Origin of the sequence: Cupriavidus sp. SW-Y-13, from assembly GCF_009793345.1 — a bacterium.
Lineage (GTDB): Bacteria > Pseudomonadota > Gammaproteobacteria > Burkholderiales > Burkholderiaceae > Cupriavidus.
On record NZ_WHLX01000002.1, the window covers coordinates 860,862 to 878,746 of the forward strand.

Here is a 17,885-nt window from a genome sequence, read left to right on the forward strand (position 1 = left end):
GAGGGAGTGGTGTTCATCAGGCGGCTTCCTTGACGGGATAGATACGGAGCTTCATACCATGGGCGTTGGCCAAGCGGGCCTCGAATGCGCGAATTTGCGGCGTGATACCGATGCCGCGAAATCCACCGCGCACGCAGGCCGCATCCACATCCTTGTAGGCATCGAGCCATCCCAGCGGCAGCGGCTGGGCCTGCGGCAGCGACAGCCACAGGCGGAACAGATGCCGCTTGCGCTCGGGTTCAGGGTGATCTTCGTACTCGGTGCGCGAGTGCAGGACGATATGGTTGTTCAGCAACTGGATGTCGCCCGGCTGCAGGTCCATGTCGTAGCACAGGTCTTCCCGTGCGAGCAGCGTATCGAACAGGTCCAGCGCCTCGGTCTGCTGGGCGGACAAGCGCGGCACATCGGGAAAGGTGGCCTGCGCGCCCTTGATGTGATTGCGGATGTGGCGGCACGCGAACTGCCCGTCGCGCACGCCGAAGATCGGCGCGGTGTACCACGGCGTTTCCTCGGGCGCGTGCTCGCCCTGCCGGCTGAAGACCAACGGCTTGTAGAGTTCAAGAGCCAGGTCCGGACGCAGGCGCACCATCTCGTTATGGGCGGCGACCGAACTGGTGATCAGACTCGACCCGCCGGCCTTGGCGGTGCGCACGCAGAACAGGCCCACCATGTCGCTGCCATCGGCATGGAAGTCCAGTCCCGAGCGTGTGTTGTAGCCGCGTCCGGTGCTGGAGCGATAAGTGCCGCCTGCATCGCGCACGTCGGACACGAACTGGCTGAGCTTGCCCTGCGGACGGGCTACGCCCAGCAGCAGCCCGATGCCCCAGAACAGCTTGCGCAGCGCGTCGGCATCCCAACGATCTACCGGAAAGCCGCGCAGCAGCTTGAGGCCAAAGCCGCCCTGCGTCTCGTCGATCAGCGCCACCAGCCGGCGGCGCACGCGGGCATCGAGCGGGAAATCCTCGATGGACATGTCGAACATGTCCTTGCCGGTACCCAGCGCGTGGCGCAACGCGTGTTCGAGCGCGGCGATCTCGTCGGCGTCGAGCACATGAATCCAGCGCGGGTCGCGTTCCATGTCGGCGCGGGTCCAGCCACCCGGCACGGGGCGGATCGTGTCGATGGAGGGCGTTTCGTTCGTGGTCGTATCCATATCCGCTTGTCTCACTCCGCTTGCAAATTGACTTCCTTGGCCAGACGTTGCCAGGCCTCGAAATCCTTCTTCACCTGCACGTTAAACTCGTCCACCGGCTGGGCCACGGGCGTGGCGGCCTGTTCGGCCAGGATCTCCTTCATGTCCGGCGCCATGACGATGTCGTGCACTTCCTTCTGCATGCGCTCCAGCGCCGCTTTTGGCGTCTTGGCCGGGGCATAGAGGCTGTACGAGGTATAGACCTCGAAATCCTTCATGCCCGATTCGATCATGGTTGGCACGTTGGGCAGGACAGGGGAGCGCTGCGCGCCGGTCACGGCCAGCGGACGCAGCTTGCCGGACGTGATGAACGGCTTGGCGGTGAGCACACTGGTCACGCCCACCGTGGTCACGCCGCCGATCACATCGGTCATCAGCGGCGAGCCGCCCTTGTAGGCCACGTTGACCATGTCCAGGTGCTGGTACTTGTTGTACATCTCGCCAACCAGCCGGGTCATGTTCTCGGAGCTGCCGTACGAATACTTGTCCGGCTTCGCCTTGACGTGTTTGGCGAACTCCACCGCATTCGTGGCAGGGAAACCGCTTTGCGTGACGAACACCAGCGGCGACTTGCACACCATCGTCACGCCGATCAAATCGGTGAACGTGTCGTAGGGCATCTTCTTGTAGAGGATGGGGTTCAGCAGGTGCGTGTTCACCACCAGCACGTAGGTGTGGCCGTCCGGCGCGGACTTGGCGACGACATCGGTGCCGATGATGCCGTTGGCGCCGGGGCGGTTCTCCACCATGACCGGTTGCTTGAGCCGCGGCGTCAGCCGCTCGGCCAGCCGGCGCGCCACGATGTCGGTGCCGCCGCCTGCGGAATACGGCACGACGATCCTGACTGGCTTGTCCGGGAATTCGGCTCGGGCGGGTAGGGCGAACACCGCCAGGCCAAGCGCCAGCAGCGTGAGTTTCTGGGGGGCGAACATGCGTTTGTCTCCTCTTTCCTGCGAGGTGTGATGGCCTGGCTCTGCGGCCCGACTGGCGACGTTTTGTCCGCATTGGTTATTTTGTCCGGACAAATCGTGAGACAAGCATAGGAAGCCGATCCCAAGCCTGCAAGGCGTAGCGCGTTGGGGGTTTCCCGTAGCGCGCAAATATCGACAGTAGCTAGGGGAAAACCTTGAGTTTGCATACGAATGCATGAAAGTTAGCCTGCATACGTATGCATCACCCACCCCCAGAAAAAGCATTACGAAATGACCGATTCCTTCGATGTACACGCACTCTCTGGCGGACGCCACGTCGCCATCGTCGGCGCCGGCCTGGTGGGCGCGGGCTGGGCCATCGTGTTCGCCCGTGCGGGGTTGCACGTGAAGATGTTCGACGCCAATCCCGACATCACGCGCCGCGCCGTGCCGTTGATTGCAACGCAACTCGATGGCCTGCGCCAACACGGGTTGATCGACGAGGCGCCAGCTGACGTGCTGGCCCGCATCGCGCCCGTCGCCACACTGGCCGAAGCTGTGGACGGCGCGATCTACGTGCAGGAATCCGTGCTCGAACGCGTGGATGTGAAACGCCAGTTGATGGTGGATCTCGATGCGCTGGTCGCACCCGATACGGTGGTGGGCAGTTCCACATCGGGCATTCCGGGATCGGCATTCGCGCTGGGCCTGTCGATGTCGCCACGCGTGCTGATCGTCCATCCGGTCAATCCGCCGTATCTCGTGCCGGTCGTCGAACTGGTGCCGTCGCCGGAAACGGCCGCGCAGACCGTGGATTTCGCTGACGCATGGATGCGCGCGGTAGGCCAGACCGTGGTCCATGTACGCAAGGAGGTGGAAGGGTTCGTCCTGAACCGTTTGCAGGCCGTGCTGCTGCGCGAAGCCTGGGCGCTGGTGCAGGAAGGCGTGGCGAGTTGCGAAGACATCGACAAGACGGTGCGCGACGGACTCGGCTGGCGCTGGTCCTTCATGGGTCCCTTCGAGACCATCGATCTCAACGCGCCGGGTGGCGTGGCCGACTACGCCGTGCGGCTCGGACCGCTGTACCAGCGCATTGCGCAATCGCGGCAGCACGACACGCCGTGGGATGCCGCGCTGATCGGACAGGTGGAAACGGATCGTCGCCAGCATCTCTCGCAGACCGATCTCGAAACGCGGCGCGCGTGGCGCGATGAACGCCTCATGGCGATTGCCGCCACGCGACGTGCTACCACGCCGCCGGGCTGAACGCCGCAACGCCAACGACATCGACATCCATATCGACACCCATATCGACATCGCAAGAAAGGCACGCAGATGCCTTCCCCTTTACAAGACTGGAGACGCCTCATCATGCAACAACGTTCCCCCCAACTCACGCGCCGTCGCCTGCTTGGCATGGCCCTGGCCCTGACCGCCTTCGGCACGTCCGCCGTCTACGCGCAGAACAACTACCCTAACAAGCCGATCCGGCTGGTGGTGCCGTTCGCCAACGCGGGCGTGACCGATACCAGTGCTCGCATCGTCGCCGAGAAGCTCGGCCAGGAGCTGGGCCAGCAGATCGTGGTGGACAACAAGCCCGGGGCCGGCGGCAATATCGGCACGCAGATGGTGGCCAAAGCAGAGCCCGATGGCTACACGCTGCTGCTCGGTTACGACGGCACGCTGGTGATCAATCCCAACGTGTATGCCAAGGTGCCGTTCGATCCGGTCAAGGATTTCGTGCCCATCGGCAAGATTGGGGATGCGCTGCTGCTCATCGCCGCCAATCCGAAGCTGGGCATCAAGAACGTTGCGGACCTGCAGAAGTACGCCAAGACCGTGCCGGGAGGCGTGTCCTACGGCAGCGCGGGCAACGGCAGCACGACCCACCTTGCCGGTGAAATGTTCCACCAGCGCACCGGGATGCCGATGACCCACGTGCCGTACAAGGGTGGCGGGCAGGCCCTGCTTGACGTGGTAGGCGGCACGTTGCCCGTGACGTTTGCGGCGGTGACCGGCGCCATGCCGTTCATCAAGAGCGGGCAGGTCGATGCGGTGGCCGTGACCTCGCGCGAGCGTGCGCCGTCGCTGCCGAACGTGCCGACGCTGATCGAAGCCGGCATGAAAGACTTCGAGATCAATTCGTGGGTCGGCCTGATGGCGCCCACCGGCACGCCCAAGCCCATCATCGACAAACTCAGCGCCGCGCTGCAGAAGGTGCTGAACGACCCGGCCATGCGCGAGCGGCTGTCATCCCTGGGGATCGTCGCCACGCCGGGCACGCCCGACGCGTACGGACGCGAGATCGTGCGCGATCTGGCCAAGAACAAGGTCATCGTCAAGGCCGCCCAGATCAAGCTGGACTGAGCAAGCTGGATTGAGTCTGACGCAGGACACCCTCACATCATGACAACGCTATTCGACAAGATCTGGGCGGCCCACGCGGTCGCCCACAACGACGCTGGCGAGGATCTGGTCTATATCGACCGGCACCTCGTGCAGGAGGTATCGAGCCCGCAGGCATTTGCCAGCATGGCCGAATCCGGCCACACGCTGCGCTCGTCGCCACGCCATATCGCGGTTCAGGATCACAACGTTCCCACCACGGCTGACCGGCTGACAAATATCCCCAATGCGGAAAGTCGCGAGCAGATTGCCACGTTGCGGCGCAATACCCAGGCCACAGGGATGCGACTGTTCGACCTGGATCACCCGCTGCAGGGCATCGTCCACGTCATCGCGCCCGAGCTTGGCTATGTGCTGCCCGGCAGCACCGTGGTCTGCGGGGATTCGCACAGCGCCACGCTGGGTGCGATGGGTGCGCTGGCCTGGGGCATCGGCACCTCGGAAGTGGCGCACGTCATGAGCACGCAGAGCCTGTGGATGCGCAAGCCGCGCACGATGGGCATCGCCATCTCGGGTGCGCTGGCCCGGGGCGTCTACGCCAAGGATCTGGCGCTGGCCATCATCCACCACATCGGCACCAGCGGCGGCAACGGGTTTGGCGTCGAGTATCTGGGTCCGACGGTGCAGGGGTTGTCGATGGAAGCACGGATGACCCTCTGCAACATGACCATCGAGGCAGGTTCCCGCTTCGGACTGATCGCTCCGGACGCGACCACGCGTGAATACCTGCGCGAGCGCGTGCAGGGCGCGGCGCGCGAACATTTCGAAGCCGCAGCAGAGGCCTGGCGCAAGCTGCGCACGGACGACCCGGCCGACTACGATCGCAGCGTCGCGTTCGATGCGTCCACCGTGGCGCCGCTCGTGACATGGGGCACCACGCCGGCGGACAGTGCCGCCATCTCCGGCAGGGTGGGCGATGGGGCCCGGCTGGATGACCCCGTTGAACGCCATCGACTGGAAGAGAACCTGGCCTACATGGGACTGGAGATCGGGCAGGCGCTGTCCTCGGTAGCGATCGACACAGCCTTCATCGGCTCCTGCACCAATGGCCGGCTGGAAGACCTGCGCGCCGCCGCCGATGTGGTGCGTGGCCGCCGCGTGGCCTCTGGCGTGCGTGCGCTGGTGGTGCCCGGATCGGGCAGCGTCAAGCGCGCAGCCGAGGCCGAGGGCCTGGCGCAAGTCTTCGTCGATGCAGGATTCGAATGGCGCGAGGCGGGCTGCTCGATGTGCATCGGCATGAACGGCGACAGCCTGGCGCCAAAGGAGCGCTGCGCGTCTACTTCCAACCGCAACTTTGAAAACAGGCAAGGGCAGGGGGGACGTACTCACTTGATGAGCCCGGCTGCCGTCGCCGCGTCCGCCCTGCAAGGGCGCCTGACCGATCCCCGGGAGTACCTCGCATGAAAGCCGTCATTGCAGAAGTGGAAGGCCGCGCGGCGGTCATGCCGCGCGACGACATCGACACCGATGCGATTTTTCCGGGACGCTTCCTGCGGCTGGTGCAACGCACGGGCATGGGTGCGCACCTGTTCGCGGACTGGCTCGCGGAAGGCCGCTCCGAGGTGGCGTTCATGAAGGCGTCCTCGCCGCCGCGCCTGCTGGTGGCCCTGCAGAACTTCGGCTGCGGGTCCTCGCGCGAGCATGCGGTCTGGGCCCTAGCGGACTACGGCGTGCAGGCCGTGGTCGCGCTGTCCTTCGGCGACATCTTCCGCAACAACTGCGTGAAGAACGGCGTGGTGGCCGCCACCGTGACGCCCGCCAATCATGCGCGGCTGTTGGCAGCGCTGGCCGCTGCGCCCGACGCGCCGCTGCATCTGACAGTGGCCGACCGCAGCCTCCAGTTGCCCGATGGCAGTGTCATCGGCGTGACGCTGGCCGATGGGCACGCGGAACAACTGCTCTCCGCCGAGGACGAGGTTGACCGCACGCTGCGCCACGACGCGGCACTGCGCGAGTACGAGGCACGCGTGCAGCGCGACCAGCCGTGGCTGGCATCGATGGACTGATCCCACTTTTTCCGATTGATTGCTGTCTTGCTTTAAGGAGCCGTCATGGCCAATCCCATCCTTCGACAGAAACTTGCGGCCGGCGAGTTTATCGTCATCCCCGGCGTTCAGGACATGATCGCCACCGTCATGACCACCAAGGTGGGCTTCGACGTCATCTATGGCTCGGGCTACTGGCTCACCGCCTCCAGCCTGGGGCTGCCCGATGCTGGCATTGCCACCTACACCCAGATGGTGGACCGCATGCGCACGATCACGCGCACTTCGAAGGCGGCGCTGATCGCCGACGCGGACACGGGCTATGGCGGGCTGCTCAACGTGCACCACACGGTGCGCGGGTATGAAGAGGCCGGTGTCACCGCCATCCAGATCGAAGACCAGGAGTTTCCGAAGAAATGCGGCCACACCCCGTTCAAGCGCTGCGTGCCTGTGGAGGACATGGTCGAGAAGATCAAGGTTGCCTCGGAAGCGCGTCAGGACAAGGAGAACTTCCTCATCATCGCCCGCACGGACGCACGCGCCAGCCTGGGCGTGGATGACGCCATGCGGCGCATGGAAGCCTATGCCCGCGCCGGCGCCGACATCCTGTTCTTCGAGGCGCCGCAGTCGGAGGAAGAGATGCGGCGCGCCTGCGAAGCCTTCGACTTGCCGATGATGGCCAACATGGCCGATGGCGGCAAGACGCCCATCCTGCCGGCGCATGTGCTCAAGGAAATCGGTTTCTCGCTGGCGATCTTCCCGGCCATGACGAGTCTGGTGGCGGCTGCCGCGATGGAGAAGTCGCTGCGCCATCTCAAGGAAGCCGGCACCAGTCTTTCGCCGGACATCCCCATGGCCGACTTCAACGAGTTCTGTCGCCTGATCGGCTTCGAGGAAGTCTGGGACTTCGAGAAACGCTGGGCGCGCTGATATCGCGACGTCCAAAAAGCCATACGACCATAAGAGATCGACTGGAGGAGACCAACATGCCGATGATCCACAACATTGAATGCCGCCGGACTCCGCGCGGCACACACCTTCTGGCCACGGCGCTGGCTGCCGCAGCGCTGGCAGCGCCTGCAAGCGCGCTGGCGCAAGCGGAATGGAAGCCCGATCGTCCCGTGACGATCGTCGTACCGTATGTGCCGGGCGGCGGCACCGATGCCTCCGCGCGCGCCACGGCCAAGCTGCTCGGGGAGCAGTGGGGCCAGCCCGTGCTGGTATCGAACCTGCCCGGCGCCGATGGCCTGATCGGCACGCGCAAGGTGGCCGAGGCCAAGCCTGACGGCTACACGTTGCTGCTGCAGACGCCTGCCATCGTGCTAACCAAACATGCACCATCGTTCACCGGCACGGACCCGCTGGCTACGCTGGTGCCCATCACCAACATCGCGCAATCGCCCGGCGTTATCGTAGCGAACGGCAAGTTTCCGGCGACGTCGCTGCCGGAGCTGATCCAGTATTGCAAGACGGCATCCACGCCATGCTCGATGGGCACCGGTGAAAACGTGGCCAAGCTGTTCGGCCAGCAGTTGAAGGCTGAAGTGCTACCCAACCTGATCGTGGTGAACTACAAGGGCACGGCAGCCATCATCACGGACATGATCGCCAACAACGTGAACTTTGCCGTGACCGGCGTGGCCTCGGCGCTTCCGCACCAAAAGGCCGGCACGCTGAAGATCGTGGCCAATCAGGGCAACCATCGCTTCAGTGCCGCACCCGATGTCCGCACGGTAGTGGAGACCGGCATGCCCCAGTACGCCTACACCACATGGTTCGGCCTCTTCGCGCCGAAAGGCACCCCGCCGGCGGTCACGCAAAGCATCTACGCCGCCGTGCGCGAGGCCATGCGACATCCCGAGTTGCAGAAGGCGATTGCATCGGCGGGCGCCGAGCCGCTGGTGAATACCCCGGAGGAATTCGCCGCGCAGGTTCGCAAGGAAGACGAACGCTTCACGGCGCTGGCGAAACGCTTTCCGCTGAACTGAGGCGTCGCGGCCTGCCACGCGCAGGCCGCGATGCCCGGGCCTATGCCGAGAGTCGCTCGGTATCCGGCATGACGAACCGGTGCTCGATCAGTTCCGCCTGCGGATGGTAATAGCGCAGCGCCAGCGCAAACCGGCCCTTTGGCGCGGGTAGCCAGTTTGCGCTGCCCTCGCCGGGCTCATCGCACTGGATGTGTAGATCGAGCGAGCCATCGGCATTGCGTACCAGACCCGGTGTACGGTCGCCGATCGCATACCGCTGGATTGGATTCGCGGTGAAGAAGCGGCGGCCATCGGGCTCGAACTCGTACATCGACAGCGACCAGAACGCATTGACGGGCATCTGCGCCGGCACACGCAGCCGGTAGCGATGGGCACCATCCAGCGTCTGGCCGGCGCCGTCGGTCAGGGCGCTTGCGTAGATGGCTTCCTGACGCTCCAGTGCGCCGAGTCCGACCAGTGCGATATAGGCGCGATACACATAGTCGGCACCAAAGTTGCCGATGTGGTCCAGTCCGCTGAACCACGACCCGCGCGGCCCATGCCGTCGGATGCTCCCCTTGGGCGGATGCTCCAGATCATGGCGCAGGGTCGGCCATAGCCGCTGCCATGCGTCACGGGTCGGCTCGGGAAGCGTATCCCACGCGCCTGGCTCACCGGCGCGGACACCGAGGTCGGCGAACCCGTCCACCATTTCCTGTTCATGCGTCGGCACGCCGTTGCGCGCCAGTGCCTCGTTGACGAACCTCAGATAGGCGTCGGGGCGGGTCTCGTCGGGTGTGGCCGCGAAGGGAGCGGGCGGTACGTTGCTCGTGCGGAGGCGCATCTGATCCTGCAGTGCATGCACCGCCGGCAGGTCGTCCGGCCCATCGACGAGCACGCGCGCCAGCATCCAGACGTCATTGCACGGGGCGCGAACCAATACGGCGCCGTCCGGCAGATCCGCCTGCGCGCTGACGTGATGGTTCGGTCCGGCGATGACGAACACATGGGCGCCGGCACCGTTGGTGCGCGGTCCCAGGCAGGCGAAGTTGTTGGTGAAGGCGTCCATCAGCGCCACGCTGTAGTAACGGCTTCCCATGTCGGGCATTTCCAGCGCGGCGGGGCCGCCGGACAGGTCGAGCCATGCGAGGGAGTACAGCGTGTCGTTGTTCGGCATCGTCACCTGTCGGGCACGGTCGTCCAGCAGGTGCCGGTTGTGGTGCAACTGGTTGGCGGGCTTGCCATGCGCGGGGTCGGTCTGGGTGAAGCGCCAGCGCGTGCGCGCCAGGTCGTGCAGCGGAAAGGTGTAGATAAAGGCGTCGCGGATGCGTTGATCCAGTGTTGCGTGGTCTGTGGTCATGCCGATTGCTCCGAATTTGCTCCAACTGCTCGATGTTGTGTTCAGTCGACGGTGATGTGGTTGGTGCGAATCACGTTGCCCCACGCCGCCACGTCATCGCGTACGGTTTGCGCGAATGCCTCAGGCGTCTTGATGGGCGGGTCCGCCATGTTCATCTGCACGAATCGCTCGCGCATGTCCGCGCTGGCCAGCGCGAGGTTCACTTCCGCGTTGAGTCGACGGACGATGGCATCGGGCGTCCCGGCCGGTGCGAAGAGGCCGTACCAGCTATTGGTATCGAACGGATAGCCTTGCTCCGTCATGGTGGGCACGTCGGGCGTGGCCGATCCGCGGCGCGTGCCGCTGATGGCCAGTGCGCGGAGCTTGCCGGCACGGATCAATGGCAGCGACGACGATGTGTCGACCCATCCCACCTTGACGATGCCCCCCTGCATGTCGTTCAGGATCTGCGGCACGGTCTTGTATGGCACATGCCGGATGCGGATGCCGCTCTGCATCCGCAGCGCTTCCATGGTGAGGTGCCCGCCAGACCCGATTCCCCATGACGCGTAGTCATAGACATCGGGCCGCGCGCGCACATGCGCGACGAACTCCTTGAGACTGCGTGCCGGAAACTCCGGCACCACCACCAGGAAATTGCCGCCCGCACCGACCTGCGCCACGGGCAGCAGGTCGCGCAAACCGTCATAGGGCATTTTCGGCTGCAGTGTCTGGTTGATCACCACGGTGGCCGCATAGGTGAAGAGCAGCGTCTGGCCGTCAGGCGAGGCTTTGGCGACGATGTCGTTGCCAATGATGCCCGTGGCGCCAGGCTTGTTGTCGATCACGAACGACTGGCCCAGTTTCCTGCCGATGACCTCGGCCAGCGGGCGCGCGAACAGGTCCGGACCGCTGCCGGCCGAAGCGGGCACGACCAGGCGGATGGGACGCGACGGCCATGTGGCGGCGTTGGCGGGGCGCAGGACTGAGCCCAGACCGAGCGCGGCCAGCAGCCGCAGGGCGTCGCGGCGGCTACGGTCGGACAAGGCGGCGGAGAGGAGAGGATGGTTCATCGCGCGCTCAGTGGATGCCGAAGGTGTCGTCCGGGCGGTCTTCCAGCACCATCGCCGCGGCCACGTAGAGGCTGCGCGATACGTAGCTGCGCACCTCTTTCGCACGGGCGCGCAACCATTCGGCCTTGAGCTGGCGTGCCTCCACCGCATGGGGGTTATCAGCGGGTGCCTGCGCCAGCAGGTCGATCACATGCAGCGCGAGCTGGGTCTCCCCGCGTTCCGCCAGTGCCCGCGCGTGCCGCACGACGGCGCCGTGATCGCCAATGGCCGCTGCGATTTCGCGCGCTACGGCGTCGGGCGCGGCCGGATGCAGCGTAGTGGCATTGCGGTCCCACCAGCCGTTCTCGGAGCGGTAGATATCGCGCGCAATGTAGGTGGGATCGCCGTAGGTCGGCTGCATCCACGGCTGCTCGAAGAGATCGGCGGGCGGCTGCAGCGCGGCAAGCATCTCGCGCTCGTTGCAGCCCGCGTTCATCAGCCGCACCACTTCCTCACGCATCCAGCGCAGCGCCGCTGCGGTGTGCAGCAGCACTTGCTGGCAGGTGTCCGCGCCGTGCAGCGTGGCGCCGAACTCGCGGACCACGGTCTCGGGCTGCAGGCCGGCCAGGCGTTCCAGCGTTTCCGCCCAGCGTACCGTGTCGCGCATCGTGCGAAACGGCGTGCCGATGTTCGGGATGGAGTCGATGACGGCGGGGCCGCCGTATAGCAGACGGCTGCCCGGCAGCCACACGGCCACGGCATCGTCCGTCTCCGATGGCGCCCACAGGATCTCGGCACGCCGCGCTCCATGACCGACCGTGATGCCATCATGAAACGTCTCGGTGGGCGGGATATGCCGCAGTTTTCCGGCCAGGGCGCCACTGGCATGACGGAACTGGATCTCCGCCATGCGCTCCTGCATGCGCTGCGTGTCGCGGTAGCGGCGCTGACGCGCCAGTACGTTGGCGTGTGCCATCACGCGGGGTGCCGGCTCGCCGCGCTGCGCGGCATGGTCGAGCCACTGCTTCACGCCCGCGTTGTAGCCCAGATGGCCATGGCTGTAGCAAAGCGCCAGCACCGGCAGTTGGGTCTGCGTGCGCAGTGCTTCGATCATCCCGGCTGTTACGCCGCCACCAGGACCGCTGTCGATCACCAGCAGCCCGCCGCCCACATCGGCCACGAAACTCTGGCCCTGCCCGTGCAGCAGCCAGATGCCGTCCCCGATGGCATCGATGCCACGCCCGGTAATCAATGCGGCGGGGCGATCCTCGATTGCGTTCATGTGTTCTCCCTCCCAGTTGGCGAAGGGATATTCACGCGCAGAAACGAGACTATATGCAGTGGGGAAAGTCCCTGCGCAGCCCGCCGCCGCAGCCGCGCGGGCAATGCTGGCGCGCCCTGGCGGGTGGTGAAGATTTTCAGGTGTGAACCAGCGGTTATCACCCGTGGCTGGCAAGGAGTTCCCGCCAGCGCGGGGCCGCGCTAGCCGACCGTTTCCGGCTTGCGCGGCACCTGGCGGCGCAGCGGGCTGTCGGGCATCTTGCTCAGGTAGTGCACTTCGCGGCGCAGCAGTTTCGCGAACTGCTCGGCCACCGGGGTCATCGGCGAATCGGCCCGATAGATGAGGCTGACAGCGTGGCTGGGCAGGGGGTCCTCGATGGGCAGCGCCACCAGGTTGGCACTGGCCAGCCGTCCGGGCACCAGTTGACGCGGCAGCAGGCACAGCAGTGAGCGGTCTTCCAGCAGGGTCTGGATCATGCCGATGGTGTCGCACCGCACCGCCACGCGGGGTAGCGGCAGATCGCGGGCGCGGAAGGCATCCATGATCGCGGCGCCGGGCCCGTGCATGCGCTGCCCGGTCAGTACCCAGTCCGAGCCCACCAGTTCACGCAGGGTCCGGGCGTTGCGCAGCGGGTGATCCCGATGCGCAACCACCACCGAATCGTTGTTGTACAAGGGCTCGCAGACGAATTCGCGCTCGATGCCCTCGTCCGGGATCGGGCTCACGGCCATGTCCATGACGCCGACCCGCAGGTCGGTCAGATGGGCTGGATATACGCCGCTCTCGATGCACACCTGCACGTCGGGATGCTGGGCGCGAAAGCGCTTGAGCACGGCCGGCAGCAGCAGATGGGCCGGCCCGCCGGTGGCGCCAATGCGCACCACGCCGTTGCGTGTGCCCAGCATCTGCGCCATCTCGTCGGCCGCCTTGCGCGCCTCGCTGGCAATCAGCTGGGCGCGCCGCAGGAATGCCTCGCCATAGCGGGAGAGCACAACGCCGCGCGTGGTGCGGGTCAGCAGCGGCACATGGAGCTCTTCCTCCAGCATCCGGATGCTCTTGGTGATGGCCGGCGCCGATACGTCGCGCGCCTTGGCGCCGGCACGGATGCTGCCGTGCTCGGCTACAGCGATGAAGTCCTGAACCTGGCTCAGTCGCATGGTTTGTCTCCTGTCGCGGGCGTTCATGGCGACGCCCTGTCCGCCAGCATAGCGCCAACCATCCGGCTACGGGATTACCCCCGGTGATAACCGCTGGTTCACGCCGCAGCGATCTGGGAGGCTGCCGCGCCCGAACCAGGTGCCGCAAGATCCGTTTCATCGATGCCGTTCCCGGCATGCACACGGAAACAGGATGCAGACCCAGAAAGACCTGCCGCTCGCCGGCATTCGCGTGGTGGAGTTCGGCCAGTTCATCGCGGCGCCGGGTGCGGCGATGTTGCTGGCGGATCTTGGCGCCGACGTCATCAAGGTGGAGCCGCTGCGTGGAGACAGTGCGCGGCGCTTCGACGGCACGAGCGCGCAGAGCCCGATGTTCCTGGCCTACAACCGTGGCAAGCGCGCCATTGCACTGGACCTGCGCACGGCGTCAGGGCTGCAGGCCGCCCGCAAGCTGGCGCTGTCGTGCGATGTGGTCCTGCATAACGCGCGTCCCGGCTCGATGGAATCGCTCGGGCTGGACGCCGCCACATTGCGCGATGCCAAACCGGAGCTGGTGCATGCCAGCGTGACCGGCTTCGGCACGCAAGGGCCGTCGCGCCTGCGGCCGGGACTGGATATCGCGGCACAGGCCGAGAGCGGCATGATGTCCGTGACAGGCGAGGCCGGCGGCCCGCCGCTGAAGGCAGGCTTCGCGCTGATCGATGCCGCCACGGCACTGGCCACCGCCAACGCCATCGTGGTCGCACTATTCCGACGTTTCCGCACGGGGCATGGCGACACCATCGAGACATCGCTCCTGACCGTGGGCGTACATCTGCAGGCCCAGCTCTGGGCCGAGTACCAGTGCTCCGGCGCGCTGCCGGTACGCAGCGGCAACAGCCAGCCCAAGGCGGCGCCGGCCGCCGACGTGATCGAGGTAGCCGATGGTCACATCGTGCTCTCGGCCTACCTTGACGAACACTGGGCGCGGCTTTGCACGGCGATTGGCCAGCCCGCGCTGGCCGGCGATTCGCGCTTCGCAAGCAACGCACTGCGTGTACAGAACCGGCCGGCCATGCTGGCGATTCTGCAGGACGCATTGCGAGATTTCGCCGGAGAGGATGCGCGTGCCTTGCTGGAGCGGCATCAGGTGGTGGTGGGCGTGGTGCGCGACTACCGACAGGTGGAGGCCAGCGCCGACGTGCAGGCCAATGCGCTGCTGATGGCGGTGGGCGATGGCCTGGGCGGCGAGATCGTGTTGCCGGGCCTGCCGTTCCGCATGGGAGCAGCGGCGCAGGCTTCGACGCCAGTGGTACCTCGGCTCGGCGAGCATACGGCGCAAGTGCTGCGCGAACTTGGCTATGACGATGAATCCATCGCCGCCATGGCGCGGAACGGAGCCATCGGCATCGACTCCGCATGTGAAGAAGGAGCGCAGGCATGACAGACGCATCCGCAGTCCTGATATCCCGCCACGATGGCTGGGCCGATCTCACGCTGAACCGTCCCGCAACGCGCAACGCCATCGACATGGCCACGGCGGAAGCCCTCGCGGACGCGATTCTCGCGCTGGAGGCCGACGCCACGGTCCGGGCCATCGTCCTGCACGGCGCAGACGGCGCCTTCTGCTCCGGCCTGGACCTGCAGGCCATCAAGGGCCATGCGGAGGGCCTCGCCGGATTCGCAGTGCGCTGGGATCGCGTGCACGCCGCGCTGATCGCCAGCCGCAAGGTGTGGATTGTGGCACTCGAACGCCACGCCGTGAATGGCGGTGCCGCACTGGCACTGGCCGCCGACCTGCTGGTGTGCGGGGAGGGCGCCTTCATGCAGATTGCCGAAATCCGCATCGGCATGAACGCGCCGCGCAACATTGCCTGGCTGGCCTTGCGGCACGGCGAGGCAGTGGCCGCGCGGCTGTGCCTGCTCGGCGAACGCGTGCCGGCGGCGGAATTGCTGCGGCTCGGTGTTGCCACGGAAGTCGCTGCCGATGGCGACGTGCTGGCGCGCGCACGGGACATGGCAGCACAGGTGGGCGGCTTTCCGGCAGAGACGGTGCAGGCCGTCAAGGGCACGCTACGCGCCGCCAGCGCGCGCATGGCGGCGGCCCACTGGTTCGACGCTTGCCGCAATGCCGAACCCGTGGAGGTCCAGCATGGATGAATTCGCCACGCTGCGCCGCGACGTGCGCGCATTCATCGCCGAAGCCCTGCCAGCACGGGTGCGCGAGAAAGTGCGGCTGGGGCTCGAAGTCAGCAAGGAGGAAATGGTGGACTGGCAGCGGCGGCTCGCGGAGCGCGGCTGGCTGGCGCCGCATTGGCCGGAAGCGTGGCAGGGCCAGGGATGGAGCGCAGCACGGCGCGCGGTGCTGCAGGAGGAACTGGTGCTGGCCCACGCGCCCGAGACGGGCGGGATTTCAATCGAGATGATCGGCCCGATCCTGATCTATCACGGCACGCCTGCCCAGCAGCAGTACTTCCTGCCGCGCATCCTGAACCAGGAGCATTGGTGGTGCCAGGGGTACTCGGAGCCGAACGCGGGCTCGGACCTGGCTTCTCTGACCACGCGTGCCGAGCGCCACACCCGTGCGGACGGATCGGCTTTCTACCGCGTCAACGGCAGCAAGATCTGGACGTCGTACGCACAGTACGCCGACTGGATCTTTTGCCTTGTGCGCACCGATACCGAAGCCCGCGCACAGGAGGGCATCAGCTTCCTGCTGATCGACATGCGTAGCCCCGGCGTCAGCGTGCGGCCGCTGATCGGCATCCATGGCTGGCAGTTGTTCAACCAGGTGTTTCTGGACGATGTGGAAGTGCCGGTGGAGATGCGCGTCGGCGAGGAAAACGCAGGCTGGTCGATTGCCAAATCGCTGCTGGAGCACGAACGCCTGAACCTGTCGCGCGTGGCCGAGAACCGCCGTCGTCTGGCAAAGGTGCGAGCCATCGGCAACGAAGTCATGGAAGCAGGGGAACCGCTGCGGAATCGCCCGTGGTTTGCCCAACGGTTTCATGCGCTGGAGGTGCGACTGGAAACCCTGGCGGCCACGGTGCTGCGCTTCCGCCGTCTGGAGCGGCAGGGCGGGGCGCTCGGTCCCGAGACCGGGATGCTGAAACTGCTGGGTAGCCAGTTGATCCAGGACATCGAGAACCTGGCGGTCGACGCGCTGGGTCCCGACACCCTGGCCTACGACCGTATGGCGCACTTCGAACCGGCAGACCTCGAACCTGGCCGGTCGCCCTACGCGGCGGCGGCCTCCGCGCGGCGCTTTGTGACGCGCGGCTACACGATTGCCGGCGGCACAAGCGAGATCCAGCACGAGCTGCTGGCCAAGCAGGTGCTCGGGCTTTGAGGTCCAACGATGACGACACACACATTCATGCCTGAAGACGACGATATCGAGGCACGTCGCATGTTGCTGGACAGCGTCGCGCGCTTTGTGGAACGCGACTATGGCTTTGTACAGCGCAAGGCTGCCATGGCGGAGCCGCACGGTTTCTCGCAATCGGCCTGGCGCCAGTTCGCGGAGATGGGATGGTTGTCGCTCGGCCTGCCGGAAGCATGCGGCGGCATGGGCAGCGCGATGGATCAGGCAGCAATGGCCGAAGCACTGGGACGCGCCTTGCCTGTGGAACCCTGGATCTCCAACACCGCGTTATGCGCGCCGCTGCTGGCCGGCTCGGGTCAGCCAGCCCACCTTGCGACGGCGCAGGAGATTGCCGAAGGGCACACCTTCGCCGCGCTGGCGTGTCACGAATTGCAGGGACGCCACGACGCGTTCGACATCGCCACGCATGCCCGCCAGCGGCCCGACGGCACATGGCAGATCGATGGCAGCAAGACGCTGGTACTCGGCGGAGGCTGCGCCGACATCCTGCTCGTGCTGGCACGCACGGACGGCGGGCAGCGCGAACGACATGGCCTGACATTGTTCGCGGTGCCCGCCAGTACGCGCGGCGTGAGCATCCAGGGCTATCCGACCTACGACGGACGGCAGACCGCCACCGTGACGCTGCGGCGCATATCCGTTGGCGATGATGCGCGGATCGGCCCCGTCAGTGAGGCATGGCCGATGGTGGAAGCGGCACTCGACCGCGCCACGGTCATGGCCTGCGCCGATGCCGTGGGCGCCATGACGCGCGCGTTCGACCTGACACGCGAATACGTGATGACCCGCCGTCAGTTTGGCCGTGCCCTCAGTGCCAACCAGGTGGTGCGCCACCGGCTGGTGGACCTGTACGTCAGCATCGAACAGGCGCGCGCCATCACGGAGGCCGCTGCCGCTGCACTGGACGCCGATCCCGTCGCACGCTCGCGCGCGGTGTCGTATGCCAAGGCTTTTGTCTCGGATGCTGGCCGCGCACTGGGCGAGCAGGCCGTGCAGTTGCACGGCGCCATCGGCATGACCGACGAGGTGGAAGTGGGGCACTGCTACAAGCGGCTGGCCGCGCAGGCCAATCTGTTCGGCGATGCCGCGTGGCATCTGGCGCGGCTCGCCGCCATCGAATCCGCGGCCCGGGCGCCTGCCTGAGCCGCGTCACACCAGGCGGGCGGACGCCTGTTCACGATACGCCGGCCATGTACCGGCATGAGCGGCCAATGCGCCGTGACGGAGACA

Annotated in this window: 16 protein-coding genes; 10 read left to right on the forward strand and 6 right to left on the reverse strand. The window is 66.1% G+C overall.

Annotation, left to right across the window (positions count from 1 at the left end; translation table 11 throughout):
* Positions 1-16: 16 nt before the first annotated feature.
* Both GA566_RS19600 and GA566_RS19605 read right to left on the reverse strand, forming a co-directional pair.
* Complete coding sequence (locus GA566_RS19600; RefSeq protein WP_160473760.1) at positions 17-1,153, reverse strand: TauD/TfdA family dioxygenase; 1,137 nt, start codon at positions 1,151-1,153, stop codon at positions 17-19.
* Positions 1,154-1,164: 11 nt separating this feature from the next.
* The gene (locus tag GA566_RS19605) at positions 1,165-2,124 is read right to left on the reverse strand and encodes a tripartite tricarboxylate transporter substrate binding protein (protein WP_160473761.1); all 960 of its coding nucleotides are present in this window, start codon (positions 2,122-2,124) and stop codon (positions 1,165-1,167) included.
* Between the two features lie 270 nt (positions 2,125-2,394).
* Here GA566_RS19605 and GA566_RS19610 point away from each other — a divergent pair, with 270 nt between their 5' ends.
* The 6 genes from GA566_RS19610 to GA566_RS19635 all read left to right on the forward strand — a co-directional run bounded on the left by GA566_RS19610 (position 2,395) and on the right by GA566_RS19635 (position 8,482).
* On the forward strand, positions 2,395-3,369 hold the full coding sequence (locus GA566_RS19610; RefSeq protein ID WP_160473762.1) for a 3-hydroxyacyl-CoA dehydrogenase: 975 nt from the start codon (positions 2,395-2,397) through the stop codon (positions 3,367-3,369).
* Positions 3,370-3,474: 105 nt separating this feature from the next.
* Entirely contained in the window at positions 3,475-4,470 is a 996-nt protein-coding gene (locus GA566_RS19615) for a tripartite tricarboxylate transporter substrate binding protein (protein WP_160473763.1), read from the forward strand.
* A 39-nt stretch (positions 4,471-4,509) separates the two neighbouring features.
* Positions 4,510-5,913: a 3-isopropylmalate dehydratase large subunit gene (leuC, locus tag GA566_RS19620; protein WP_202126841.1), complete on the forward strand. Its 1,404-nt coding sequence runs from the start codon at positions 4,510-4,512 to the stop codon at positions 5,911-5,913.
* The gene (gene leuD / locus GA566_RS19625) at positions 5,910-6,515 is read left to right on the forward strand and encodes a 3-isopropylmalate dehydratase small subunit (RefSeq protein ID WP_160473764.1); all 606 of its coding nucleotides are present in this window, start codon (positions 5,910-5,912) and stop codon (positions 6,513-6,515) included. The genes leuC and leuD overlap by 4 nt, the downstream gene beginning before the upstream one ends.
* A 45-nt stretch (positions 6,516-6,560) precedes the next feature.
* Positions 6,561-7,424, forward strand: a complete 864-nt coding sequence (locus tag GA566_RS19630; RefSeq protein WP_160473765.1) for an oxaloacetate decarboxylase — start codon at positions 6,561-6,563, stop codon at positions 7,422-7,424.
* Positions 7,425-7,480: 56 nt separating this feature from the next.
* The gene (locus GA566_RS19635) at positions 7,481-8,482 is read left to right on the forward strand and encodes a tripartite tricarboxylate transporter substrate binding protein (RefSeq protein WP_237380503.1); all 1,002 of its coding nucleotides are present in this window, start codon (positions 7,481-7,483) and stop codon (positions 8,480-8,482) included.
* 40 nt (positions 8,483-8,522) lie between these two features.
* On the opposite strand, the gene GA566_RS19640 is transcribed toward GA566_RS19635, so the two are convergent.
* The 4 genes from GA566_RS19640 to GA566_RS19655 all read right to left on the reverse strand — a co-directional run bounded on the left by GA566_RS19640 (position 8,523) and on the right by GA566_RS19655 (position 13,291).
* Positions 8,523-9,821, reverse strand: a complete 1,299-nt coding sequence (locus GA566_RS19640) for a DUF1254 domain-containing protein (RefSeq protein ID WP_160473766.1) — start codon at positions 9,819-9,821, stop codon at positions 8,523-8,525.
* 41 nt (positions 9,822-9,862) lie between these two features.
* Complete coding sequence (locus GA566_RS19645; RefSeq protein WP_160473767.1) at positions 9,863-10,873, reverse strand: tripartite tricarboxylate transporter substrate binding protein; 1,011 nt, start codon at positions 10,871-10,873, stop codon at positions 9,863-9,865.
* A 7-nt stretch (positions 10,874-10,880) separates the two neighbouring features.
* Positions 10,881-12,134, reverse strand: a complete 1,254-nt coding sequence (locus GA566_RS19650) for an alkyl sulfatase dimerization domain-containing protein (protein WP_137927216.1) — start codon at positions 12,132-12,134, stop codon at positions 10,881-10,883.
* Positions 12,135-12,334: 200 nt separating this feature from the next.
* Positions 12,335-13,291 (reverse strand): LysR family transcriptional regulator, encoded by a 957-nt coding sequence (locus GA566_RS19655; protein WP_160473768.1) that lies wholly within the window; start codon positions 13,289-13,291, stop codon positions 12,335-12,337.
* Positions 13,292-13,484: 193 nt separating this feature from the next.
* Between GA566_RS19655 and GA566_RS19660 the strand changes: the two genes are divergently transcribed.
* The 4 genes from GA566_RS19660 to GA566_RS19675 are packed head-to-tail and all read left to right on the forward strand — an operon-like array spanning position 13,485 to position 17,798.
* Positions 13,485-14,714 (forward strand): CaiB/BaiF CoA-transferase family protein, encoded by a 1,230-nt coding sequence (locus tag GA566_RS19660; protein ID WP_160473769.1) that lies wholly within the window; start codon positions 13,485-13,487, stop codon positions 14,712-14,714.
* Positions 14,711-15,430 carry an enoyl-CoA hydratase/isomerase family protein gene (locus tag GA566_RS19665; RefSeq protein ID WP_160473770.1) on the forward strand — a complete coding sequence of 240 codons (720 nt, stop codon included), beginning with the start codon at positions 14,711-14,713 and terminating at the stop codon, positions 15,428-15,430. Before GA566_RS19660 ends, GA566_RS19665 begins: the two co-directional genes overlap by 4 nt.
* Positions 15,423-16,619, forward strand: a complete 1,197-nt coding sequence (locus tag GA566_RS19670; protein ID WP_237380505.1) for an acyl-CoA dehydrogenase family protein — start codon at positions 15,423-15,425, stop codon at positions 16,617-16,619. Before GA566_RS19665 ends, GA566_RS19670 begins: the two co-directional genes overlap by 8 nt.
* 9 nt (positions 16,620-16,628) lie before the next feature.
* Positions 16,629-17,798: an acyl-CoA dehydrogenase family protein gene (locus tag GA566_RS19675; protein WP_237380507.1), complete on the forward strand. Its 1,170-nt coding sequence runs from the start codon at positions 16,629-16,631 to the stop codon at positions 17,796-17,798.
* Positions 17,799-17,885 lie beyond the last annotated feature (87 nt).